Genomic DNA, 23525 nt, shown 5'->3' with positions numbered 1-23525 from the left:
AGCCGCCCCGTAACACGCCGGGTGTTTCCTTCCGGAGCGACAGGCTCCAGGGGGCGCGAGGATCGGCGGGGCGCACGTGACGGAAACGACGGACGTGGGGCAACTGGCAACGCCCCGCAGGGAGTTCGCGGCATACCTGCGCGGACTCGTGACCCGGATCGATCAGGGGGCCGGCTGGTTCGGCGTCTTCTGGCAGCGTGACCCCGAGGGGCTGCGCGCCTGCCTCGACGGGGCCGAGGTGCCGCCCTGGGACGTGGTCGAGGCGCTGCTCCAGGACGTCGCCGCGCAGTACGGCCCGGACCGCGCCGACCACGAGGCGGCCGGCGCCCGCACCCTGCACCGCGCGGCCGTCCGCGCCCATGACGCGGCCCCCGGCGGCCGGGACGCGCTGCTCGCCCACCTCGACGCCATGACCCGCGAGCAGCGCCACGCCACCGAGCGCCGCCGCGACCTGGGCCGCCTCCTCGACTCCGCCACCACATACGAACAGGCCGAGTCGGCCCGGCGGGACCTCGCCTGGGCGCGGGACGACCACGACCGGGCGACGGCACGCATCACGGAACTCCGTTACCGGCTCCAGGAGTTGGGCCGAGTCGTGGTGGAACCGGAGCCGCAGGCCCCACCCCGGACGGCCGCATCCGACGGCTCGGCCGGGCCCGCCACCGGGGCCGCGGAGGCTTCCCGGCCCGCCGCCGAGCCGGCCGGGCCCGCCAAGTCCAAGAAGCGCCGCCCCCGGGGCAGCGCCCGCTTCGCGGGCCTCGACGTGGAGACGGAGGAGCGCCCTGCCCCGGACGCGCCGCTCCCGGCGGCCCCGGCGACAGCCACCGGCGCCCGCTTCGCCGGGGCACAGGACGAGACCGCGCCCGCGCCGCGCACCCCGCGGTCCCTCGACGCCGCCGCCCACGAGGACATCGCCGCCACCGTCGGCACCCTGCTCGAACTGCGCGCCGCCGCGCGCAGCGGCGAGGCGCACATCCTCCTCGTGGAGGCCGCGAACTGGCCCGCTGCCCGCCTCCCGTTGCTCGCCGCCGAACTGCACCGGGCCGGGCTCGACGCCGACTGGGCCACGCTGCTGTGGGAGGCCGCGTCGCTGCCTCCGGCCCGGCTGGTCGACGCCGCCGACGCGCTCGCCGCGGCGGGGCGCGGTGCCGACGGACACCAGGTGCTGCGGCAGGGCGTGGGCCGTCCGCCCGAGGTGATCGGGGCGGCGGTCGCCGGACTCGACGCCGACGGACGGCGGCGCGAGGCCCGGATCCTGCTCGACGCCTATGTACGCACCCGCACCCCCGAGGAGGCGGCCCGCAGCGCGCTGTGCGACCCCGGCCGCCTCGTCCCGCTGGTGCTCGACGCGGCCCGCGCCGTCACCGACGAGCGCCACCGCGACGTGCTGCACGCGCTGCGCCTGGCGGGGCACGCCGCCTGAGCCGGACGCCACCCGCGGGGCCCCACGCCGCTGACCCGCCCGGCTGAGAAACGAGATCGATCCAGCGGGTTAACGACGATGGTCTTGGCAAGCCTCCCGGGTGGGCTTACGTTCGTCCCTCTACGACCCGGTCTACGGGCGTAGAGGATCAGGCAAAGGAGCGGCTCATGGCCCCCGTCGTACGCGCCGCACTCGTCCAGGCCACCTGGACGGGCGACACCGAATCCATGATCGCCAAGCATGAGGAGCACGCCCGCGAGGCGGCCCGGCAGGGCGCGAAGATCATCGGGTTCCAGGAAGTCTTCAACGCCCCCTACTTCTGCCAGGTCCAGGAGGCGGAGCACTACCGCTGGGCCGAGCCCGTCCCCGACGGCCCGACCGTGACCCGGATGCAGGCCCTCGCCCGCGAGACCGGCATGGTCGTCGTGGTCCCCGTCTTCGAGGTCGAGCAGTCCGGCTTCTACTTCAACACCGCCGCCGTGATCGACGCCGACGGCAGCTACCTCGGCAAGTACCGCAAGCACCACATCCCGCAGGTCAAGGGCTTCTGGGAGAAGTACTACTTCAAGCCGGGGAACCTGGGCTGGCCGGTCTTCGACACCGCCGTCGGCCGGATCGGCGTCTACATCTGCTACGACCGCCACTTCCCGGAGGGCTGGCGGCAGTTGGGGCTGAACGGCGCCCAGCTGGTCTACAACCCCTCGGCCACCTCGCGCGGACTCTCCGCCTACCTGTGGCAGCTGGAGCAGCCCGCGGCGGCCGTCGCCAACGAGTACTTCGTCGCCGCCATCAACCGCGTCGGCGTCGAGGAGTACGGGGACAACGACTTCTACGGCACCTCCTACTTCGTCGACCCGCGCGGACAGCTCGTCGGCGACGCCGCGAGCGACAAGACCGAGGAGCTTCTCGTCCGGGATCTGGACCTCGGCCTCATCGACGAGGTACGGCAGCAGTGGGCGTTCTACCGCGACCGCCGCCCCGACGCCTACGAGGGCCTCGTCCAGCCCTGACCCGAGCCCCCGACGAACCCGCGCACCCCGCCCGAGCCGTGATCGACGAAGGGACGCCGCACCCGTGAACACCACCTCCCTGCACGCCCGTCATCGCGCCGTCCTGCCGGACTGGCTGGCCCTCTACTACGCCGATCCGATCGAGCTGACGCACGGCGAGGGCCGCCACGTCTGGGACGCCGAGGGACGCAGGTACCTCGACTTCTTCGGCGGCATCCTCACCACGATGACCGCGCACGCCCTGCCCGAGGTGACGAAGGCCGTCACCGAGCAGGCGTCCCGGATCATCCACTCGTCGACCCTCTACCTCGACCGGCCGATGGTCGAACTCGCCGAGCGCGTCGCCCAGTTGTCCGGCATCCCGGACGCCCGGGTCTTCTTCACCACGTCGGGCACGGAGGCCAACGACACGGCGCTGATGCTCGCCACCGCGTACCGCCGCTCGAACCAGATCCTGGCGATGCGCAACAGCTACCACGGCCGCTCCTTCTCGGCGATCGGCATCACCGGCAACAAGGGCTGGTCGCCGACGAGCCTGTCCCCGCTGCAGACCCTCTACGTCCACGGGGGCGTCCGCAGCCGCGGCCCGTACGCGGCGCTGTCCGACGCCGAGTTCACCGACGCCTGCGTCGCCGACCTGCGCGACATGCTCGGCCAGACCCGCGGGGACGTGGCGGCCCTGATCGCCGAGCCGATCCAGGGCGTCGGCGGGTTCACCTCCCCGCCCGACGGCCTGTACGCCCGCTTCCGCGAGGTGCTGCGGGAGCACGGCATCCTGTGGATCTCCGACGAGGTGCAGACCGGCTGGGGCCGCACCGGCGACCACTTCTGGGGCTGGCAGGCGCACGACCAGGCCGGCCCGCCCGACCTCCTCACCTTCGCCAAGGGCATCGGCAACGGCATGTCGATCGGCGGTGTCGTCGCCCGCGCCGACGTCATGAACTGCCTCGACGCCAACTCCATCTCCACCTTCGGCGGCTCCCCGGTCACCATGGCCGCCGGCCTCGCCAACCTCTCCTACCTCCTGGAACACGACCTCCAGGGCAACGCCCGCCGCGTCGGCGGCCTCCTCATCGAACGGCTGCGGGCCATCGCCGCGCAGGTCCCCGCCGTACGGGACGTGCGCGGCCGGGGCCTGATGATCGGCGTCGAGCTGGCACGGCCGGGCACGGACGAGGCGTCCCCCGAGGCGGCGACCGCGGTCCTGGAGTCCTGCCGCGAGGCGGGCTTGCTGATCGGCAAGGGCGGCGGCCACAACACGAGCGTCCTGCGCATCGCACCGCCGCTGTCCTTGACAGTCGCGGAGGCAGAGGAAGGCGCCGCGATCTTGGAAGGGGCGTTGCGAGAAGCCCCGTAGGGGCGCGGGGAACTGCGCGACCAGCCACGACGAACCCGCACTCGGCCGTCAACAGAACCCCCACGGCGAGGAGGCCCGATGCCGACCACCGCACCCGGCACCGAACACGCCCTGTCCGTCCGCCAGATACTCGCCCTGGAACGCATCGCGGCCGGCGAACCGGAGGTGGTCGCGGCGGCGCACCACCTCGACCGCGCCGTCCGCTGGGTCCACGTGGCGGAGGCCGCCGACGTCGGCGTCATGCTCACCGGCGGCGAGATGATCCTCACCACCGGCGTCCTCCTCACCGGCGACGCGCACACGCAGACCGCGTACATCGAGTCCCTGCACCGCGCGGAGGCCTCGGCCCTGGTCCTCGGCCTCGGCCGGGCCTTCCCGTCCCCGCCGGAGGACATGCGCCGCGCCGCCGAGCGCTACGGCCTGCCCATGGTCGTCCTGCACCGCCCCTTCCCCTTCGCCGAACTCACCGAGGAGGTCCAGTCCCGCCTGGTGCGGCGGAAGTTCGCGGCCGTCAGCCTCTCCGAGGGCATCCGTACCGCCCTCACCGGGCTGATCACGGCGGGCGCCCCGCTCCAGGCCCTGCTCGACGAGGTCGCCGCGCACAGCGCCTGCCCGGTGCTCGTCACCAACCTCGCCCACCGTGTCCTGGCCACCGCGGGCGAGCGTCCCGCCGTCGACGACGTGCTGCGCGACTGGGAGCGGATCGCCCGCCAGCCGGGCGGCGTCGACGGCGAGGGCTGGCTCCGCGCCGACCTCGGCGGACGCGGCGAACGCTGGGGCTCGGTCGTCCTGTGCGGCTACCGCGGCGACGGCGCCACCGGCCGTCTCCTCGCCGACCGCGCCGCCGAGGCACTGGTCCTGCACCGGATGCTCGCCGGCGCGGGGTCCGCGACCTGGGAGGAGCAGTCCGCGCGGTGCCTGCTGGCCGACCTGATCTCGGGCACCGCCCCGGCCCGCCACTTCCTGCCGCGCGCCCGGGCGGCGGGCCTCCCCGTGAACCGCCGTACCTTCGTCCCGCTCGTCGTCCGCGACCGCGGCGCGGCCCAACTCGACCGCGTGGTACGGCTGCTCGGCCTGTCCGCGCTGGTGGCCGAGGTCGCCGACGGTGCCACGGCCGTCCTCCTCAGCCTCGCCCGCGACCAGGCCGCGCAGTCACTCACCGCCCACTTCGCCGCCCGGCTGCACGCCGAGACCGGCGAGCCCGCGGTGATCGCCGCCGGACCCGACCGCACCACCTGGGACGAGGTGCCCGCGGCCCTCCAGGAGGCCCTGCACGTCGCCGACGCCGTCGCCGGGGCAGCATCGTCATCAGGGCTGCCCGCCGTCGTCCGCCTCGGCGACGTACGGCTGCGCGGCCTGATGCGGCTGCTGCGCGACGACCCGCGCGTCCAGGCGTTCGCGGAGCGGGAACTGGACGGCCTGCTGTGCGCGGACGACACCGACGCCCTGCTGCCGGTCCTGCGCACCTACCTGGCCACCGGCCGCAACAAGTCCCGCACCGCCCAGCTCCACCACATGAGCCGCCCCGCCCTCTACCGCCGCCTCGAAGCCATCGAGACCCTGCTCGGCATCGACCTCGACGACTTCGAACAGGCCGCGTCCGTCCACATCGCGCTCCTCGCGCACGACGCACAGCAGGCGTGACACGGTGCAACGACACGCGGCGGCGGACGTGACACGGTGCAACTCGGCGGCGGCACCCCGCCTTCCTATCGTCGTGGGCACACCCAAGCGGGTCGGGGGACCCGCTGAGCATCCCGCCACGCTGGAGGCCCTGATGAGCCCCGTGATCCGCGCCGCGATCTTCCAGACCGCATGGACCGGCGACAAGGAATCCATGATCAAGGTGCACGAGCAGGCCGTTCGTGACGCCGCCGCGCAGGGCGCCCAGGTCCTGTGCTTCCAGGAGCTGTTCTACGGCCCGTACTTCTGCCAGGTGCAGGACCCCGAGTTCTACGCCTACGCCGAGGCCGTCCCCGACGGTCCCATCGTCCGCCGCTTCCAGGACCTGGCCCGTGAGCACGGCATCGTCCTCGTCCTGCCCATGTACGAGGAGGAGCAGCCGGGCGTCCTGTACAACACCGCCGCCGTCATCGACGCCGACGGCAGCTACCTCGGCAAGTACCGCAAGACGCACATCCCGCAGGTGAAGGGCTTCTGGGAGAAGTTCTACTTCCGCCCGGGCAACAGCGGCTGGCCCGTCTTCGACACCGCCGTCGGCAAGATCGGCGTCTATATCTGCTACGACCGCCACTTCCCCGAGGGCTGGCGCGCGCTCGGACTCGAAGGCGCCCAGATCGTCTTCAACCCGTCGGCCACCTCGCGCGGCCTGTCCCGCTACCTGTGGCAGCTGGAGCAGCCGGCGGCGGCCGTCGCCAACGAGTACTTCGTCGGCGCCATCAACCGCGTCGGCGTCGAGGAGTACGGCGACAACGACTTCTACGGAACGTCCTACTTCGTCGACCCCGAGGGCCAGTTCGTCGGAGAGGTCGCCGACGACAAGGCGCCCGAACTCGTCGTGCGCGACCTTGAACTGGCCAAACTGCGCGAGGTCCGCGACCGCTGGCAGTTCTACCGGGACCGTGCCCCGCAGGCGTACGAGCCCCTGACCCGCCCGTAAGACCGCCGCACTTCTGGAGGAGAACATGAGCGCCGTCCGTACCGTCATCCGCGGTGGTCTCGTCGTCACCGCCGCCGACGAGATGCACGCCGACGTCCTCGTCGAGGACGGCCGCGTCGCGGCCCTCGCGGCCAGCGGCAGCGACACCGCCGCGTCCTGGACGGACGCGCGCACCATCGACGCGAGCCAGAAGTACGTCATCCCGGGCGGCGTCGACGCGCACACCCACATGGAGATGCCGTTCGGCGGCACGTTCGCCGCGGACACCTTCGAGACGGGGACGCGGGCCGCCGCCTGGGGCGGCACCACCACCATCGTCGACTTCGCGATCCAGAGCGTGGGCCACAGTCTGCGCGAGGGCCTGGACGCCTGGCACGCCAAGGCGGACGGGCAGTGCGCCGTCGACTACGGCTTCCACATGATCGTCTCCGACGTGAACGAGGACACGCTGAAGGAGATGGACCTGCTGGTGGGGGAGGGAGTCACCTCCTTCAAGCAGTTCATGGCCTACCCGGGCGTCTTCTACAGCGACGACGGCCAGATCCTGCGCGCCATGCAGCGGGCCGCCGAGAACGGCGGGCTGATCATGATGCACGCCGAGAACGGCATCGCGATCGACGTCCTCGTCGAGCAGGCCCTCGCCCGCGGCGAGACCGACCCCCGCTTCCACGGCGAGGTCAGGAAGGCCCTCCTGGAGGCCGAGGCGACCCACCGCGCGATCAAGCTGGCCCAGGTGGCCGGGGCGCCGCTGTACGTCGTCCACGTCTCCGCGCAGGAAGCCCTCGCCGAGCTGGCGCGCGCCCGCGACGAGGGCCTGAACGTCTTCGGCGAGACCTGCCCGCAGTACCTGTTCCTGTCCACCGACAACCTCGCCGAGCCCGACTTCGAGGGCGCGAAGTACGTGTGCAGCACCCCGCTGCGCCCCAGGGACCACCAGGCGGCGCTCTGGCGCGGCCTGCGCACCAACGACCTCCAGGTGGTCTCCACCGATCACTGCCCGTTCTGCTTCACCGGCCAGAAGGAGCTGGGCCGCGGCGACTTCTCGAAGATCCCCAACGGCATGCCCGGCGTCGAGAACCGGATGGACCTCCTGCACCAGGCCGTCGTCGACGGGCACATCAGCCGCCGCCGCTGGATCGAGATCGCCTGCGCGACCCCGGCCCGGATGTTCGGCCTGTACCCGAAGAAGGGCACCATCGCGCCCGGCGCCGACGCGGACATCGTCATCTACGACCCGCACGCCGAGCAGACCGTCAGCGCCGAGACCCACCACATGAACGTCGACTACTCCGCGTACGAGGGAAAGCACCTGACCGGACGTGTGGAGACGGTCCTCTCGCGCGGCGAACTCGTCATCACCGAACGGGAGTTCACGGGCCGCGCCGGACACGGCACGTACACCCCGCGCTCCACCTGTCAGTACCTGAACTGAACCTGATCTGAGCAAGCGAGGGATCACATCATGGACTTCGGACTCGTTCTGCAGACCGACCCGCCGGCCTCCGGGGTCGTGGAGCTGATGAAGCGGGCGGAGGGCGCCGGGTTCACGTACGGGTGGACGTTCGACTCGTGCGTGCTCTGGCAGGAGCCGTTCGTCATCTACAGCCGGATCCTCGCCGAGACCGAGCGGCTGATCGTCGGCCCGATGGTGACCAACCCCGGCACCCGGACCTGGGAGGTCACCGCCTCCACGTTCGCGACCCTCAACGACATGTACGGCAACCGCACCGTGTGCGGCATCGGCCGCGGCGACTCCGCCATGCGCGTCGCGGGCCGCGCCCCGAACACCCTCGCGCGCATCAGCGGCGCGATGAAGGTCATCCGCGCGCTCGCCCGCGGCGACGAGGCCGACCTCGGCGGCGGCGCCGTGGTGCAGTTCCCGTGGGTGCGTCCCGGCGCCGAACTTCCCGTGTGGATGGCCGCGTACGGCCCGAAGGCGCTGAAGATGACCGGCGAGGAGGCCGACGGCTTCATCCTGCAGCTCGCCGATCCGTTCCTGACCCGGTGGATGGTCCAGGCGGTGCGGGACGCGGCTGTCGCGGCCGGCCGGGACCCGTCGGACGTGAAGATCTGCGTCGCCGCGCCCGCGTACGTGACGGACGACGACTCGCCCGAGGCCCTCGCCCACGCCCGCGAGCAGTGCCGCTGGTTCGGCGGCATGGTCGGCAACCACGTCGCCGACCTGGTGTCCAAGTACGGTGCGCACTCCGGCATGGTGCCGGACGAGCTGACGGACTACATCAAGTCCCGCGAGGGCTACGACTACGCGCACCACGGCCGCTCCGGGAACCCCGACACCCGGTTCGTGCCGGACGAGATCGTCGACCGGTTCTGTCTCATCGGCCCGGCGTCCGCGCAGATCGAGAAGCTGCGCGCGCTGCGCGAGCTGGGCGTGGACCAGTTCGCGCTGTACGCGATGCACGACGCGAAGGAGAAGGCCATCGACGCGTACGGGCAGGACATCATCCCCGCGCTGACCGCATGACAGCGCCCGTCCCCTTACCCCCACGCTCCACCTCCCCACACAGCACGGCAGTTCACGGCTTCCGCACGGCCGCTCTTTCTCGTTCACCTCCCTAGAACGGACTGCCTCATGACCGACACGGCCCCATCACCGCACCCCGCGGTGGAACTGCCCGCCGACGCCTACCCGGCGGGCAGCCGCTACGCCAATGACGATCTGCGCCCGGTACCGCTCGCCGAGCGCCGCTGGACGACGTACAACTTCGTGGCCCTGTGGATCGGCATGGCCCACTGCATCCCGTCCTGGACACTGGCCTCGGGGCTGGTGGCGCTCGGCATGGACTGGAAGCAGGCGGTGCTGACCATCGCCCTCGCCAACGTCATCGTGCTGCTGCCGATGCTGCTCACCGGGCACGCGGGGCCCAAGTACGGCATCCCCTTCCCGGTCCTCGCGCGGGCCTCGTTCGGGGTGCGGGGCGCGAACCTGCCGGCCATGGTGCGGGCGGCGGTGGCCTGCTGCTGGTTCGGCATCCAGACGTGGATCGGCGGCCAGGGCATCTTCGTGCTGCTGGGGAAGCTGTTCGGCGGCTGGGCGGACGCCGGGAGGATCGGCGGCTACCCGTGGACCCTGTGGCTGTGCTTCGTCATCTTCTGGGTCCTCGAACTGGCCATCATCTACCGAGGGATGGACACCCTGCGCCGCTTCGAGAACTGGGCGGCGCCGTTCGTCCTCGTCGGCGCGCTGGTACTGCTGATCTGGATAGCGAACAAGGCAGGCGGGTTCGGCCCGCTGCTGCACGAACCGTCGAAGGTCGGCTGGGGCCCGGACTTCTGGAAGGTCTTCTTCCCCGGCCTGATGGGCATGATCGGCTTCTGGTCGACGCTGTCGCTGAACATCCCGGACTTCACGCGGTTCGGGAAGGGACAGAGAGCGCAGGTCCTCGGGCAGACTCTGGGTCTTCCCACGACCATGACGCTCTTCGCCCTCATGTCGGTGCTGGTGACGGCCGGCTCCGAGAAGGTGTACGGCGTCCCCATCTGGGACCCGGTCGCGCTGGCCGGAAAGACCGACAATGTCTTCGGGCTGCTGTTCGCGCTCATCACCGTGTTCGTGGCGACGATTTCGGTCAATATCGCCGCTAATGTCGTCTCACCCGCGTACGACCTCGCGAACCTCGCGCCGAAGGTCATCAACTTCCGCACCGGCGCCATCATCACGGGCGTCGTGGGTGTCCTGGTGATGCCGTGGAAGCTCACCTCGACGCCCGAGCTCTACATCTTCACGTGGCTCGGCGTCGTGGGCGGGCTGCTCGGCACGGTCGCCGGCATCCTCATCGCGGACTACTGGATCGTCCGCAGGACCGTGCTGCACCTGGCCGACCTGTATGTGGAGGGCGGCCGGTACTGGTACTCGGGCGGCTGGAACTGGCGGGCCGTCGTGGCCTTCGCGGTCGGCGGCCTGCTCGCCGTCGGCGGGTCGTACTCGACGCTCGACGCGAAGGGCGACAAGGCCGGGCCGTTCCCGGTGGACGGCATCGTCCCGTTCCTGAAGCCGCTGGCCGACTACGGCTGGGCCGTGGGACTCGGGACCTCGCTGATCGTGTACGTCGCGCTGATGGCGGGCGGGCGGCAGCGGGTCTAGGGCGCGGCCTCCGTGTGTGACATGGCACACGTCCGCCCCGTGTCGCCGTGTCGCCCGGGAAGCTGCCGATGCGGCGGCCCGGATTCCGCGCGGGTCGTCAAAACCGTCGGCAGGAAGGGGATTTGGGGGTGCGGTGACGCGTGGGACGGGGAAGGTCGCTTCCCGTCCGCGCGGCTCCGAGTGCGGGCCGAGGCGGCGGCCGGGACCGCCTAAGCCGGTCGGGCGTCCGCTATGTGGGACGCCTGTCTCGATAATTGTTGACTCCCTCTCGGCGTTGCGCCATATTCCTCGACATGTCCCGCAGCGCCGTCACCCCTGAGCAAGCCGCCATTGAGCTGGCTCTCATCGGTGTGACCCGGCACTGTGTCTCCGACGTGCACTGTTGCTGACGCCCGCCCGAGCGCGCGAAATCCCTCGCAGGCACGTCAGCATCCCGTATTCCGGTCGGTCGTCTCATCCTCCGGTCGTTCCCGTGTGATCGCTCTCGCCGCTGCCTGCGCGCAACATCCCCGCAGCCAGACTTCCGAGAGGTCACCTCCCATGCGCCAACCGTCCGTCATATCGCGCCGCCTGACAGCGGCCCTGGCCGTCTCCGTCGTGGCTGTGGGCGCGGCCGCGTGCGGCCCCCAGGACGGCAAGGCCTCCGGCTCCGGTGCCGCGGGCGCGCCCAAGAAGGGCGGCACCCTCACCGTCCTCAACAGCATTCCCCAGGAGGACTTCGACCCCGCGCGGCTCTACACCTCCGGCGGCGGCAACATCCCCTCCCTCGTCTTCCGTACGCTCACCACGCGCAACCGCGAGGACGGCGCGGCCGGCGCCAAGGTGGTGCCCGACCTGGCGACCGACCTGGGCACGCCCAGCAAGAACGCCACCGTGTGGACGTACCACCTCAAGGACGGGCTGAAGTACGAGGACGGCACGAAGATCACGAGTGCCGACATCAAGTACGGGATCGAGAGATCGTTCGCCGGTGAGCTGTCCGGCGGCGCGCCCTACCTGCGCGACTGGCTGATCGGCGGAGCCGACTACCAGGGTCCGTACAAGGACAAGAAGGGCCTCGACTCGATCGAGACACCCGACGAGAAGACCGTCGTCTTCCATCTCGACAAGAGCGAGGGCGAGTTCCCCTACCTCGCCACGCAGACCCAGACGACCCCGGTGCCCCGGGCCAAGGACAAGGGGACCAAGTACGAGGAGCACCCGCTGTCCTCCGGCCCGTACAAGGTCGTCGAGAACGAGGGCGACGGCGAGCGGCTCGTCCTGGAGCGCAACCCGTACTGGTCGGCCGCCACCGACAAGGAGCGCAAGGCCTACCCCGACAGGATCGACGTGCGGTCCGGGCTCGACTCCGCCGTCATCAACCAGCGGCTCTCCGCCTCGCGCGGCGCCGACGCCGCCGCCGTCACCACCGACACCAACCTCGGCCCCGCCGAACTCGCCAAGGTCAGCGGCGACAAGGACCTCGCCGCCCGCGTCGGCACCGGCCACTTCGGCTACACCAACTACCTCGCCTTCAACCCGAAGGTGAAGCCGTTCGACAACCCGAAGGTGCGCCAGGCCATCGCCTACGCGATCGACCGGTCCTCCGTGGTCAACGCGGCCGGCGGCTCCTCGCTCGCCGAGCCCGCCACGACGTTCCTGCCGGACCAGAAGTCCTTCGGGTACACCCCGTACGACCACTTCCCGGCCGGGAAGAACGGCGACGCGGCCAAGGCCAGGGAACTGCTGAAGGAGGCCGGTTACGCCAAGGGCCTGACCGTCACCCTCACGCACTCCAACGCCAAGAACTTCTCCACCAGCCCCGAGATAGCCACCGCGGTCCAGGAGGCACTGGCGAAGGCGGGCATCACCGTGAAGCTCCAGGGCCTGGAGGACACCAAGTACTCCGACACGATCTACAACGTGAAGAGCGAGCCCGGCTTCTTCCTCAGCGCCTGGGGAGCGGACTGGCCGTCGGGCGGCCCGTTCTTCGCGCCGATCTTCGACGGACGGCAGATCGTCAAGAACGGCTACAACTTCAACTCGGCCCAGCTGGACGACTCCTCGGTCAACAAGGAGATCGACGAGATCAACAAGCTGACCGACCTGAAGGCCGCCGCACAGCGGTGGGGCGCGCTCGACGAGAAGGTCGGTGAGCAGGCGCTGACCGTGCCGCTGTTCCACCCGGTCTACAAGCGCCTGTACGGCGCCGACGTCAAGAACGTCGTCATCAGCGACTGGACCGGTGTGCTCGACGTCTCCCAGGCAGCGGTCAAGTAACCATGTCCGAAGCACTTCTCACGGAAGCGGAGAAGGCCGACGAGGCGGGGGCGGCCGAGGCCGCCCCCGCCTCCGGGGGCCGTCCCTTCTGGCGGCGGCTGCGCGCCCGCCGCTCCGCCCTGATCGCCGCCGCGATCGTCGCCCTCCTGGTCGTCGTGGCTCTCGCCGCGCCGCTGCTCAGCGCCCTCGAAGGGCAGAACCCGACCACGTACCACCCCGCCCTCGTCGACTCCGCGAGCGGCGGCGTGCCCCTCGGTTCGTTCGGCGGGATCAGCGGCGAGCACTGGCTCGGCGTCGAACCCCTCACCGGCCGCGACCTGTTCGCCCGAGTCGTGTACGGAGCGCGGGTCTCGCTCGGCGTCGCGCTCGCCGCGACCCTGCTGCAGGTCGTCATCGGCACCGGCATCGGCCTCGCGGCCGGTCTCGGCAACCGGTACGTCGACCAGGTCCTCAGCCGCATCACCGACGTCGTGGTCGCGCTGCCCATCATGGTCATCGCGCTCGGCGCGCTCGCTGTCGTCCCCGCCGGGTTCCCGCGCCCCGTGCTCATCGCCGTGGTGGTCGGGCTCATCGGCTGGTCGGGCATCTCCAAGATCGTCCGGGCCCAGACGCTGTCGCTCAAGTCGCGCGACCACGTCGCCGCCGCCCGGCTCAGCGGCTGGAGCTCCTGGCAGGTCGCCCGCCGCGAACTGCTGCCCGCGCTCGGCGCGCCCGTCATCACCTACGCCGTCCTGCTCTTCCCGTCGAACATCGTCGTCGAGGCCGCCCTGTCGTTCCTCGGCGTCGGCATCAAACCGCCCACACCGTCCTGGGGGCAGATGCTCAGCGACGCCGACACCTGGTACCAGGCGGCGCCCACCTATCTGCTGATCCCCGCCGTGCTGCTCTTCGTCACCGTGCTGGCGCTGACCGTCCTCGGCGAGGGCGTCCGCACCGCACTCGACCCGCGCGCCGCGTCCCGGCTGCGGATCGGCACCGGCCGCAAGAAGGAGGCGGACGCATGACCGGATTCCTGCTCCGGCGCGCCGCGGGCGCGGTCTTCGTGCTCTTCGCACTGAGCGTCGTCGTCTACGCGGCCTTCTACGTCGCCCCGGGCAACGTCGCCCAGATCGCCTGCGGTCCGCGCTGCTCGCCCGCGCAAGTGGCCCAGGTCAGCGCCCAGTTGCACCTCGGTGATCCGCTGTACCTGCAGTACGCGCACTTCGTCGAGGCACTCTTCGCCGGCCGCGACTACTCCACCGGCACCGGCGTGCTGCACTGCCCCGCGCCCTGCCTCGGCCTCTCCTACCAGAGCGACCAGCAGGTCACCCAGCTGATCCTCGCCAAGCTCCCGGCCACCGCCTCGCTCGTCCTCGGCGGCGCCGTGCTGTGGGTGCTGCTCGGCGTCGGCACCGGCATCCTCTCGGTGTGGCGGCGCGGCCGGCCGACCGAGCGGATCCTCACCTGGATCACCCTGGCCGGCATGGCGACCCCGGTCTTCGTCATCGGCCTGCTGCTCATCATCGTCCTGGTCACCGCGCTGCAGATCCTGCCGTTCCCGGACTACGTGCCGCTCACCGACGATCCCGAACAATGGGCGTGGAACCTGCTGCTGCCCTGGATCTCGCTGGCCCTGGTCTCCGCGGCGCCGTACGCCCGCATGACCCGCGCGGCGATGCTGGAGACCCTCGCCGAGGACCATGTGCGCACCTTCCGCGCCTACGGGGTCGCCGAGCGGGTCCTGGTGCGCCGGCACGCGCTGCGCGGCGCGCTCGCCCCGGTGATCGCGCTCGGCGCCCTCGACGTCGGTGCCATGTTCGGCGGCGCCGTCCTCACCGAGTCCCTCTTCGGGATCCCGGGGATCTGCCGCGAACTCGTCGACGCCGTCAAGAACGTGGACCTTCCGGTCGTCGTCGGCCTGGTGCTCGTCACCGGGTTCTTCGTCGTCCTCGCCAACGCCGTCGCCGATGTCCTCCAGGCGCTGGCCGACCGACGGGTGGTGCTCGCATGAGCCTCGTCTCAGTCACCGACCTCTCCATCTCCTTCGGCGACGTACGGGCCGTGGAGAACCTCTCGTTCACTCTCGAACCCGGCGGCGCGCTCGGCGTCGTCGGCGAGTCGGGCTCCGGCAAGAGCGCCTCGGCGTACGCCCTGCTGGGCCTGCACCGCGGGACCGGCGCCCGGGTCACCGGCCGCGTCGAGGTCGCCGGCGTCGACGTGAACGCCGCCGACGACGCACAGCTGCGGGCCCTGCGGGGCGCGAGGGCGGCGATGGTCTTCCAGGACCCGCTGTCCTCGCTGGACCCGTACTACGGGGTCGGCGACCAGATCGCCCAGGTGTACCGGGTCCACCACCGGGTCTCCCGGCGGGCGGCGCGGGCCCGCGCGGTCGAGGTCCTCGACCGGGTCAGGATCCCCGACGCGGCGCGGCGCGCCCGGTCCAGGCCGCACGAGTTCTCCGGCGGCATGCGGCAGCGGGCCCTGATCGCGATGGCCCTGGCCTGCGAACCCCGGCTGCTCATCGCCGACGAGCCGACGACCGCCCTGGACGTCACCGTGCAGGCCCAGATCCTCGACCTGCTGCACCAGCTCCGCCAGGAGACCGGCATGGGCCTGATCCTGGTCACGCACGACGTGGGCGTCGCCGCCGAGTCGGTCGACGACGTGCTCGTCATGCAGCACGGGCGGGCGGTCGAGCGGGGCCCGGTGCGCGAGGTCCTCGGAGCCCCGCGCGAGCCGTACACGCGGGCACTGCTGTCGGCCGTACCGCGCATCCCGGACGGCGACGCACCGCGGGACGAGCGGCCTGCGCCGCCCGGCGACACGGGGGAGCCGCTCGTCGAGGCGACCGGGATCCGGCACGTTTTCGGCCGGGGCGCGGCCGCGCACGCCGCCGTCGACGGGGTCTCGCTCACCGTCCACCGCGGCGAGACCCTCGGCGTCGTCGGGGAGAGCGGCAGCGGCAAGACCACCCTCGGCCGCATCCTCGTCGGACTGCTCGACCCCACCTCCGGCGATCTCACCCGCCGGGCCAAGGTCCAGATGGTCTTCCAGGACCCCGTCTCCTCGCTCAACCCGCGCCGCTCCATCGGGGAGTCGGTCGCCGACCCGCTCCGGGCGGGCGGACAGCGCGACGAGGCCGCCGTCCGCGCCCGGGTCGCCGGGCTGCTGCGCCGGGTCGGTCTCGACCCCGCTCACTACGACCGCTATCCGCACGAGTTCAGCGGCGGCCAGCGCCAGCGCGTCGGCATCGCCCGGGCCCTCGCCGCCGAGCCCGACCTCATCGTCTGCGACGAGGCCGTGTCCGCCCTCGACGTGACCACGCAGGCCCATGTCACCTCGCTGCTGGCCGAGTTGCAGCAGGAGCTGGGTCTGTCCCTCGTCTTCATCGCGCACGACCTCGCCGTCGTACGGCAGGTCAGCGACCGGGTCGCCGTGATGCGGCACGGCCGGATCGTGGAGGAAGGACCGGTGGAGCAGGTGTACGCCCACCCCCGGGAGACGTACACCAAGGCACTCCTCGCGGCCGTCCCCGCGCTCGACCCCGACCGGGCCGCGGCCCGGCGGACCGCGCGCGCGGAGCTGCAGGCGGTCACATGACGGTTCCCGTGGCCGTTACTCCTTGCGTCCGACCCCGGCGACGTAGACGATCCGCTCGCTGATGTCGTCCTGGTGCGCGTCGCCGCTCGTCACCGGGCTGGCTGCGCCTCTCATCGCCGATCATCGTCTGGCGCACACCTTCATCGTCCGCTCCTCCAACGGGCCCTGGAGGTAGCCGAGTTGGGGACTCCAGGCAGTCTCAGTAGACGTCGCGGACGTACCGCTTGTCGGCCGCGAGCTGTTTCACGTACGCCGTCGCCCCCGCCTCGTCGAGCCCGCCGTGGGCCACCGCGATGTCGCGCAGTGCCCGGTCGACGTCCTTGGCCATGCGCGAGGCGTCGCCGCAGACGTAGAACCGGGCGCCGTCCTGCAGCCACGACCACAACTGCGGTCCGTGCTCGCGCATCCGGTCCTGCACGTACACCTTGGCGCGCTGGTCGCGGGAGAACGCGGTGTCCAGGCGGGTGAGGGTGCCGTCGGCGAGGTGCGCGGCCAGCTCCTGCTCGTAGTAGAAGTCGGTGGCGCGGTGCTGCTCGCCGAAGAAGAGCCAGTTGGGCCCGCGGTGGCCGAGCACCCGGCGCTGGTCGAGGAAGCCCAGGAAGGGCGCCACCCCGGTGCCCGGGCCGACCATCACCGTCGGGGTCGCGGAGTCGGCCGGCGGGCGGAAGGCCGGGGCCGCCTTCACGTGGACCGGGACGGCGGTGCCGGGCGCGGCGTCGGCGAGGAACGGGGAGCACACCCCTTGCCGCGGCCGGCCTTCGGCGTTCTCGTAGCGCACGACGGAGACCGTCAGGGAGACCAGCCGCGGATCGGTGAGTGGGCTCGACGAGATGGAGTACAGGCGCGGCTGGAGGCGGCCGAGGACGTCGGCCCACTCCTGGGCGTCGGCCTTCACCGCGTGCTCGGCGACGACGTCGATCGCCTGCCGCCCCCACGACCACCGGGCGAGTCCGTCCCTGTTGTCCGGCCGCAGCAGCTTCTTCAACTCCCTTGGATCGCGGGCCCGTTCGGTGACGAAGCGCAGCAGGTCCGGGGTGATGCGGGTGATGTCCAGATGGCGCAGCAGGGCCTCGTCGAGCGGGGCGCGGCCGATGTCCTTCAGGGTGACCTCGGTGTGCGCGGTGAGGGCGGTGACCGTCAGCCACTGCGCCACCAGGTCGGGGGAGTTGAGCGGCCGGACACCGAGCGCGTCCCCGGCCTCGTACGTGAACGGGGTCTCGCTGTCCCGCGTGTCGAAGGTGAACCGGCGCACCTCCTTGCCCGAACCGGGTCCGCTCAGCAGGCGGTTGCCGGTGAGGCGCGCGGTGACCGGGACGGGCCGGGCCGGTCGCCGCGCGCCGGTCCTGGGGGCGGCGGCCACTGCCGGGGCGGGTTCCGGCGGGGCGGAGAGTGCCGCGAGGACGTGGTCGAGCCAGGCGTGCGCCGAGTCCTCGTAGTCGGGCTCGCAGTCCGTGCGGGGCGCGAGCGGCAGCGCGCCCAGCTCGCCGAGCCGTCGGTCGAGCCGGCGGCCGTGTCCGCAGAAGTCGTCGTAGGAGGAGTCGCCGAGGGCGAGCACGGCGTAGCGGCGGCCCTCCAGGCGCGGGACGTCGGGTGCGGCCAGCGTCTCCCAGAGCCCGGCGCCGTTGTCGGGAGCGTCGCCGTCGCCGAAAGTGCTGGTGATCAGAAGCAGATCTGCGCCGGCCGGGAGGGCGCCGAGATCGGCCCGGTCCATGCCGACGAGGGAGACAGCGTGCCCGGCGGCGGTGAGCCGGCGCTCGGTGACGCCCGCGAAGTCCTCGGCGTTCCCCGTCTGCGACGCCCACAGGACGACTATCTGCTGACGGGACACCGATGCGGCCGGCTCGGGTGCACGCGAGTACATCCCCGCGAGCACCCCGTTCACCCACAGAGCGTGCTCGGCGCTGAACGGCGCCGACGACGGCAGCACCGGCACTCCCGGCGTTCCGGACGGGATCCCCGCGAGGAAGCCGACCAGATACTGCCGCTCCTGCGCGGAGAGCACCGGGGGCGGTGCGGTCTCCAGGCCGAACGGCCCGACGGAGGAGGCCGCTTCGGGCCGTGGCGTCTCGGCGGGCGGGGCCGCCGCCACCTTCGTGAGCGACACCGCGCACACCTTGAGCTCGGGCTGGAACGACAGCGGGTCGACGGCGTCGTTCGTGACGGCGTTGACGCTCAGGTACTCGCCGAACAGGTCGTTCCAGTGGAACGGCGCGAAGCAGCAGCCCTGCCGCACGCGGTCGGTGACGACCGCGGGGAGCACCGCCCGGCCGCGCCGCGAGGCGACCTCCACCGCGTCGCCGTCCCGCACCCCGAGCGACTCCGCGTCGAGCGGGTGCAGTTCGACGAACGGCCCGGGGTTCAGCCTGTTGAGCTTGGCCACCTTCGCCGTCTTGGTGAGCGTGTGCCACTGGTGCTGCAGCCGACCGGTGTTCAGCGTGAACGGGTAGTCGTCGTCCGGCATCTCCGCCGCCGGTATGTGCGGCCGGGCGTGGAAGGCGGCACGTCCGCTCGCCGTCGGGAACGTCGGCACGCCGTCCTCGTCGACGTAGCGGATCGGATTGCGCTCGGGCCCGTCCGCGCGCGCGGCGGGCCACTGCACGGGCGTCGCGCGCAGCCGCTCGTGGCTCACCCCGCGCAGGTCCCAGCCCGTCGCCGGGTTCCAGGCCCGCTTGAGCTCCTCGAAGATCTCCTCGGCGCTCGTGTACGAGAACCCGTCCGCGTACCCCATCTCCCGGGCGACGGCCGCGATCAGCTCCCAGTCCGCCCGCGCCTCGCCGGGCGGATCGACGGCGGCCCGGGCGAGCGTGAGGCCGCGCTCGCTGTTGACGAGGACGCCCTCGGTCTCCGTCCACAGGGCGCCGGGCAGCACCACGTCGGCGTACGCGTTCGTCTCCGTCTCGGCGAACACGTCCTGCGCGACGACGAATTCCGCCGCCTCCAGGCCCTCGATGACCGTGCGGCGGTTGGCGACGGACGCCACCGGGTTGGTGCAGATGATCCAGCACGCCTTGATGTCGCCGTCGGCCATCCTCCGGAACATCTCCACGGTGCCCCGGCCGACGCCGTCGGCGCGCAGCGTGCCGCGGTCGAGCTCCCACAGGTCCTCGACGAACTCCCGCTCCGCGTCGACGAGTACGGACCGCTGGCCCGGCAGACCGGGCCCCATGTAGCCCATCTCGCGGCCGCCCATCGCGTTCGGCTGCCCGGTCAGCGAGAACGGTCCGCTGCCCGGACGGCAGATCGCGCCCGTCGCCAGATGGAGATTGATCAGCGCGTTGGTGTTCCAGGTGCCGTGCGTGGACTGGTTGAGCCCCATCGTCCAGCAGCTCGTCCACTCGCCCGCCTCGCCGATCAGCCGGGCCGCCGTCCGCAGGTCGTCCTCGGCGAGCCCGGTCACCTCGGCGACGGCGGCGGGGGAGTAGCCGGCGAGGAACGGCACCAGCTCCTCCCAGCCCTCGGTGTGCCGGGCGATGAAGTCCGGATCCGTGTGGCCGTTCTCGTGCAGCAGGTGGAGCAGGCCGTTGAGCAGCGCAAGGTCCGTGCCCGGCCGCGGTTGCAGGAAGAGGTCGGCCTTGGCGGCGGTCGCGGTGCGCCGGGGATCGACGACGATCAGCTTCGCGCCCGCCTTCACCCGATCCATCATCCGCAGGAACAGCACCGGGTGGCAGTCGGCCATGTTGGAGCCGATGACGAGGAAGACATCCGCCCGGTCGAGATCCTCGTACGAGCCGGGCGGCCCGTCCGCCCCGAGCGACAGCTTGTAGCCGGTGCCCGCACTGGCCATGCACAGCCGGGAGTTGGACTCGATCTGGTTCGTGCGCACGAACCCCTTGGCGAGCTTGTTCGCCAAGTACTGCGCCTCCAGGCTCATCTGGCCCGACACGTAGAAGGCGAGCGCGTCGGGGCCGTGCGTGTCGACGACGGCGCGCAGCCGCCGCGCCGTCTCCCGCACCGCCGTGTCCACGGCGACCGGCGCCTGGGCCGCGTCGCGCGCCGGGCGCACCAGTGCGGTCGTCAGGCGGCCGGGGGCGGCGAGCAGATCGGCGGTGGTCGCGCCCTTCGTGCACAGCCGGCCGCGGTTCGCCGGATGCTTCTTGTCGCCGGACGCCCTCAGTACCGTACGGCGGCCGTCCGCTCCCACCCCGATGTCGAGGACGAGACCGCAGCCCACACCGCAGTACGAGCACACCGTCCGCACCTGCTCCGCACTGCTCTCCCGCGAGTCCGGCGCGGCCACAGGCACCCCGCCCCTTCATGATCGTTCCGCGCCGATGTGCTCGGCCGTCCGGTTCCGACCGTACGAAGGGTCCGTTACGCGGCTGTCTCCGACGCCCGACGACAGGGGTTACGTGGGACGCACAGACGGGAGGAGGGCGGCGTGAGAGGCAGTCCTCCGCGGGGTGCGGGACGGTCGGTCAGCCCGCGGAACCCAGGCCGGCCACCGCGTCCCCGGCCGCCTTCCGGGCCCCCTTGATCATGGTGTCGTTCGCCGGCGCGCCCTTGGACTCGAAGTCGCTGCCGTTGTAGGTGACGGTCACCAGCACATTGCCCTTGCGGACCGTCACCACGGACTCGCGGGTGTCCTGCTTGTCCTTCGTGGTGAGCGAGCTCGTGACCCGGGCCTCGTCCCCGAGGCCGGCGAGCGAACTGGCCTTCGAGTCGCTGTTGTCGTCCTTGTACGCCTGCTGCGCCAGCGTGTCGGAGCCCTTCACCTCGAAGGACACGTCGAGCCAGCGGTAGTCGTACCCCTTCAGCGCGCTCCAGGAGCAGCCGCGGCGAACCGATTCGTCCGTCGCCGACAGCTCCTTGCCGGCCGTCTTCGCCCCCGGCACCAGCGAGGAGACCGTCTTGGCCGCGACGGTGCCGCAGGGCGCGGGCGGCTTCGCGTACGACTTCGCCGCCACGCTCGCGCTGGGGCTCGACGGGGCGTCCGAAGCCTGCGGCGCCGCGTCGTGCGTGTCCTTGGCCGCGGGTTCGGACATCGGGCCGGTGGACCAGGCCCAGCCGACACAGGCGAGGATGCCGACGGGCAGCAGCCGGACGGCCAGGGTGACCGGGAGCGGGAGAGAACGCACGGTGTACGTCCCTTACGTCGGGGGTGGGGTGGGGGAAGCCAGTCTCACACGGGTTGCTGTGCGACCGGTACCGCTACTTCTGTCACCTGAGCATCACGCTCGGGCATCGTCCCGGCGTACGGCCGACACCAGCCACACCCCCGCCCGCGTCCGCACTCCGCGCGGGGTCGCGTACGGCCGGAGCGTGTCCTCCAGCACGGCGCGCGTCGCGGCGGGCACGCGGCGCCGGGGCGCGCGCGACAGCAGGAAGTCGACCGCGTCGGCGGGCGAATCACCCCAGTGGGTGTGGACGTCCAGCGGATTGACCGCGATCCCGGTGAAGGAGCGGTGCAGCGCCGCATGGACCCGGTACGGCTCGGACAGCGACGCCATCGCCGAGTGCGCGGCATACGCCGCGTGGACGTCGGGGTCCGGCGCCGCCGGGCCCTCGGTGCCCTCGGCGAGGTGCCGGGCGAACAGGGCCAGCGCCGCGCCCTCCTCGGAGTCCGGGCCCGGCCGGCGCGGGCAGACGAAGACGAGCCGTCCGCGCGGGCGCAGCGCCCGCGCCACGTTCGCGAACGCCGCCGCCTCGTCCTCGAAGAACATCACCCCGCCGCGGCTGATCGCCACGTCGAAGCCGCCCGGCGGGAACGGGTGCGCCTGCGCGTCCCCCAGCTCGAACGACGCGCCCGGCACCCCTTCCTCGGCGGTGCGGGCCCGCGCCCGGTCCACCAGCGGGGCGGAGATGTCCACGCCGACCGCGTGCCCCGGCGCCGCGAGCCGGGCCGCGGCGCGGGTCGTCGCGCCCGCCCCGCACCCGATGTCGAGGACCCGGTCGCCGGGGCCGATCGCCGCGGCGGCGAACAGGGCCTCGTCGGCCTCGCCGAGCAGCGCGTCGAACCGCCGGGCCTGCGCGGCCCAGTGCCGGCCGAGCGGACCGTTCCAGGCGTGGGCCTGCCGGTGATTGGCGGTGACGGTCATCGGGTCTCCAAGCGGCCGACGAGGGCGGCGGGCAGCGCGGACTCGATCCGGTCCACGGCGGCGAACGCCCCGTACGCGACGAGATGCACCAGGCAGTGATCGGTGTACGGCGGCACCCGCCACGCCGCGACGTCCGCGTCCGTGATCCGGTACGGCGCCAGCGCGGCGAGCAGCGCCAGGCGTGCGCCGGGTCGTTCCTCGCGGTCCGGCAGCCCGGGCCACACGGCGGGCGGATGCGTGCCGTCCCAGCGCGCGACGGTCTGCTGCACGAGGCCGAGGTCGGCGTCGTCGAGCAGCCCGGCGCCCTTCGTGGCGGCCGTGCGCAGCGCCGCGTAGGCGGGCCCGACCGGGCTGCCTGCCGCCCAGCCGGGCCCGGGCTCCAGCGCGTCGAGCAGCGGCAGGGACCTGCCCGGAGCGTGCGCGGCCCGGACGACACCGGAGACACCGCGGCCCGCGAGGGCGCGCACCGCCCGCCAGCGCTGGGCGCCCGCGGGCAGCAGGTTCTCGGTCAGCAGGGCGGACACGATCCGGTTGATGAAGTGGAAGGCGAGCGCGGTGCCGAGCTGCGCCGCGAGGTCCGCGCGCGGGAACGGCGGCGGCGCGAGAGCGGGCGCGCCGGGGACCCGGGTGTCCCGGCCCCACCGGAGGATCCGCGCCGCCCGCTCGTCACCCGGATCCGTGCCGCGGGCCACCGCCTCACCGAGCGCCGGGTCGCCGTGCGCGTGCAGCAGCACGGCGTGCGCGTCCACGCAGAACGGGCACCGGTTCGCCTGCGACACACCGGCCGCGACCAGCTCCCGGTCGGCGCGCGAACCGCTGCCCGCGATCAGCGACTCGCGCAGCAGCGACCAGGTGGGCGCGAGCAGTTCGGGCGCCGACGCGAGCACGACCAGGGTGGCGGGCTTCGGGATGCCGAAGTCGGCGTCGGCCTGCGCGTAGACGGCCGCCGTGGTGCCGGTGGCGGACTTGGGGGAGGGCGGTTCGGTGTAGCGGTAGGGGCCGGACATGAGGACTCCTGGAGGATGCGGTGCGGCTGCTGCGGAACGGGTCCCAGACTCGCCCCGCGCCCCGGCCCCCGGCGTCGTACGCCGGAGCCCAACCCCGCCTACTCCCCGGGGAGTAGGCGGACCGCCGCTC

At 72.3% G+C, this 23525-nt stretch carries 17 protein-coding genes; 13 read left to right on the top strand and 4 right to left on the bottom strand.

Annotation, left to right across the window (positions count from 1 at the left end; all coding sequences use genetic code 11):
- The first annotated feature begins 76 nt into the window (after nt 1-76).
- The 13 genes from ABT127_RS06340 to ABT127_RS06280 all read left to right on the top strand — a co-directional run bounded on the left by ABT127_RS06340 (nt 77) and on the right by ABT127_RS06280 (nt 16353).
- Complete coding sequence (locus tag ABT127_RS06340) at nt 77-1423, top strand: hypothetical protein (RefSeq protein WP_351445134.1); 1347 nt, start codon at nt 77-79, stop codon at nt 1421-1423.
- A 167-nt stretch (nt 1424-1590) separates the two neighbouring features.
- Nucleotides 1591-2433: a nitrilase-related carbon-nitrogen hydrolase gene (locus ABT127_RS06335; protein ID WP_351445132.1), complete on the top strand. Its 843-nt coding sequence runs from the start codon at nt 1591-1593 to the stop codon at nt 2431-2433.
- A gap of 64 nt (nt 2434-2497) precedes the next feature.
- Nucleotides 2498-3790, top strand: a complete 1293-nt coding sequence (locus ABT127_RS06330) for an aspartate aminotransferase family protein (RefSeq protein WP_351445130.1) — start codon at nt 2498-2500, stop codon at nt 3788-3790.
- Between the two features lie 78 nt (nt 3791-3868).
- A complete protein-coding gene (locus ABT127_RS06325; RefSeq protein WP_351445129.1) occupies nt 3869-5434 on the top strand; it encodes a PucR family transcriptional regulator in 1566 nt (521 codons plus the stop codon).
- Nucleotides 5435-5567: 133 nt separating this feature from the next.
- Nucleotides 5568-6410, top strand: coding sequence for a nitrilase-related carbon-nitrogen hydrolase (locus ABT127_RS06320; protein ID WP_351445127.1), 843 nt, complete (start codon nt 5568-5570; stop codon nt 6408-6410).
- A gap of 25 nt (nt 6411-6435) precedes the next feature.
- On the top strand, nt 6436-7842 hold the full coding sequence (hydA, locus tag ABT127_RS06315) for a dihydropyrimidinase (RefSeq protein WP_351445126.1): 1407 nt from the start codon (nt 6436-6438) through the stop codon (nt 7840-7842).
- Nucleotides 7843-7872: 30 nt separating this feature from the next.
- Nucleotides 7873-8895, top strand: a complete 1023-nt coding sequence (locus ABT127_RS06310) for a TIGR03842 family LLM class F420-dependent oxidoreductase (protein WP_351445125.1) — start codon at nt 7873-7875, stop codon at nt 8893-8895.
- Between the two features lie 108 nt (nt 8896-9003).
- Complete coding sequence (locus ABT127_RS06305; RefSeq protein WP_351445124.1) at nt 9004-10515, top strand: NCS1 family nucleobase:cation symporter-1; 1512 nt, start codon at nt 9004-9006, stop codon at nt 10513-10515.
- A 293-nt stretch (nt 10516-10808) separates the two neighbouring features.
- On the top strand, nt 10809-10904 hold the full coding sequence (locus ABT127_RS06300) for an Ms4533A family Cys-rich leader peptide (RefSeq protein ID WP_351445122.1): 96 nt from the start codon (nt 10809-10811) through the stop codon (nt 10902-10904).
- Between the two features lie 151 nt (nt 10905-11055).
- On the top strand, nt 11056-12774 hold the full coding sequence (locus tag ABT127_RS06295; RefSeq protein WP_351445121.1) for an ABC transporter substrate-binding protein: 1719 nt from the start codon (nt 11056-11058) through the stop codon (nt 12772-12774).
- A 2-nt stretch (nt 12775-12776) separates the two neighbouring features.
- A complete protein-coding gene (locus tag ABT127_RS06290) occupies nt 12777-13778 on the top strand; it encodes an ABC transporter permease (protein WP_351445119.1) in 1002 nt (333 codons plus the stop codon).
- Complete coding sequence (locus tag ABT127_RS06285; RefSeq protein ID WP_351445117.1) at nt 13775-14764, top strand: ABC transporter permease; 990 nt, start codon at nt 13775-13777, stop codon at nt 14762-14764. Before ABT127_RS06290 ends, ABT127_RS06285 begins: the two co-directional genes overlap by 4 nt.
- On the top strand, nt 14761-16353 hold the full coding sequence (locus tag ABT127_RS06280) for a dipeptide ABC transporter ATP-binding protein (protein ID WP_351445115.1): 1593 nt from the start codon (nt 14761-14763) through the stop codon (nt 16351-16353). Before ABT127_RS06285 ends, ABT127_RS06280 begins: the two co-directional genes overlap by 4 nt.
- A gap of 199 nt (nt 16354-16552) precedes the next feature.
- Here the strand turns inward: ABT127_RS06280 and ABT127_RS06275 are convergent, their stop codons facing one another.
- From ABT127_RS06275 to ABT127_RS06260, 4 genes are all read right to left on the bottom strand, one after another.
- Nucleotides 16553-20590, bottom strand: coding sequence for a bifunctional nitrate reductase/sulfite reductase flavoprotein subunit alpha (locus ABT127_RS06275; protein WP_351445113.1), 4038 nt, complete (start codon nt 20588-20590; stop codon nt 16553-16555).
- A 178-nt stretch (nt 20591-20768) separates the two neighbouring features.
- Nucleotides 20769-21428, bottom strand: a complete 660-nt coding sequence (locus ABT127_RS06270) for a hypothetical protein (RefSeq protein WP_351445112.1) — start codon at nt 21426-21428, stop codon at nt 20769-20771.
- 93 nt (nt 21429-21521) lie between these two features.
- Nucleotides 21522-22388 (bottom strand): class I SAM-dependent methyltransferase, encoded by an 867-nt coding sequence (locus ABT127_RS06265; protein WP_351445110.1) that lies wholly within the window; start codon nt 22386-22388, stop codon nt 21522-21524.
- Complete coding sequence (locus tag ABT127_RS06260) at nt 22385-23395, bottom strand: carboxymuconolactone decarboxylase family protein (protein ID WP_351445108.1); 1011 nt, start codon at nt 23393-23395, stop codon at nt 22385-22387. The genes ABT127_RS06265 and ABT127_RS06260 overlap by 4 nt, the downstream gene beginning before the upstream one ends.
- Nucleotides 23396-23525 lie beyond the last annotated feature (130 nt).

Origin of the sequence: Streptomyces sp. NPDC001904, assembly GCF_040297005.1 — a bacterium.
Lineage (GTDB): Bacteria > Actinomycetota > Actinomycetes > Streptomycetales > Streptomycetaceae > Streptomyces.
This window is presented reverse-complemented; position numbering and strand designations above follow the sequence as displayed.

What these genes read in the sequence shown, in the direction of transcription:
- ABT127_RS06335 (WP_351445132.1), top strand. Translation starts at nt 1,591, where the DNA reads ATGGCCCCCGTCGTACGCGCCGCACTCGTCCAGGCCACCTGGACGGGC.
- ABT127_RS06325 (WP_351445129.1), top strand. Translation starts at nt 3,869, where the DNA reads ATGCCGACCACCGCACCCGGCACCGAACACGCCCTGTCCGTCCGCCAG.
- ABT127_RS06320 (WP_351445127.1), top strand. Translation starts at nt 5,568, where the DNA reads ATGAGCCCCGTGATCCGCGCCGCGATCTTCCAGACCGCATGGACCGGC.
- hydA (WP_351445126.1), top strand. Translation starts at nt 6,436, where the DNA reads ATGAGCGCCGTCCGTACCGTCATCCGCGGTGGTCTCGTCGTCACCGCC.
- ABT127_RS06310 (WP_351445125.1), top strand. Translation starts at nt 7,873, where the DNA reads ATGGACTTCGGACTCGTTCTGCAGACCGACCCGCCGGCCTCCGGGGTC.
- ABT127_RS06305 (WP_351445124.1), top strand. Translation starts at nt 9,004, where the DNA reads ATGACCGACACGGCCCCATCACCGCACCCCGCGGTGGAACTGCCCGCC.
- ABT127_RS06300 (WP_351445122.1), top strand. Translation starts at nt 10,809, where the DNA reads ATGTCCCGCAGCGCCGTCACCCCTGAGCAAGCCGCCATTGAGCTGGCT.
- ABT127_RS06295 (WP_351445121.1), top strand. Translation starts at nt 11,056, where the DNA reads ATGCGCCAACCGTCCGTCATATCGCGCCGCCTGACAGCGGCCCTGGCC.
- ABT127_RS06290 (WP_351445119.1), top strand. Translation starts at nt 12,777, where the DNA reads ATGTCCGAAGCACTTCTCACGGAAGCGGAGAAGGCCGACGAGGCGGGG.
- ABT127_RS06285 (WP_351445117.1), top strand. Translation starts at nt 13,775, where the DNA reads ATGACCGGATTCCTGCTCCGGCGCGCCGCGGGCGCGGTCTTCGTGCTC.
- ABT127_RS06280 (WP_351445115.1), top strand. Translation starts at nt 14,761, where the DNA reads ATGAGCCTCGTCTCAGTCACCGACCTCTCCATCTCCTTCGGCGACGTA.
- ABT127_RS06265 (WP_351445110.1), bottom strand. Translation starts at nt 22,388, where the DNA reads ATGACCGTCACCGCCAATCACCGGCAGGCCCACGCCTGGAACGGTCCG.
- ABT127_RS06260 (WP_351445108.1), bottom strand. Translation starts at nt 23,395, where the DNA reads ATGTCCGGCCCCTACCGCTACACCGAACCGCCCTCCCCCAAGTCCGCC.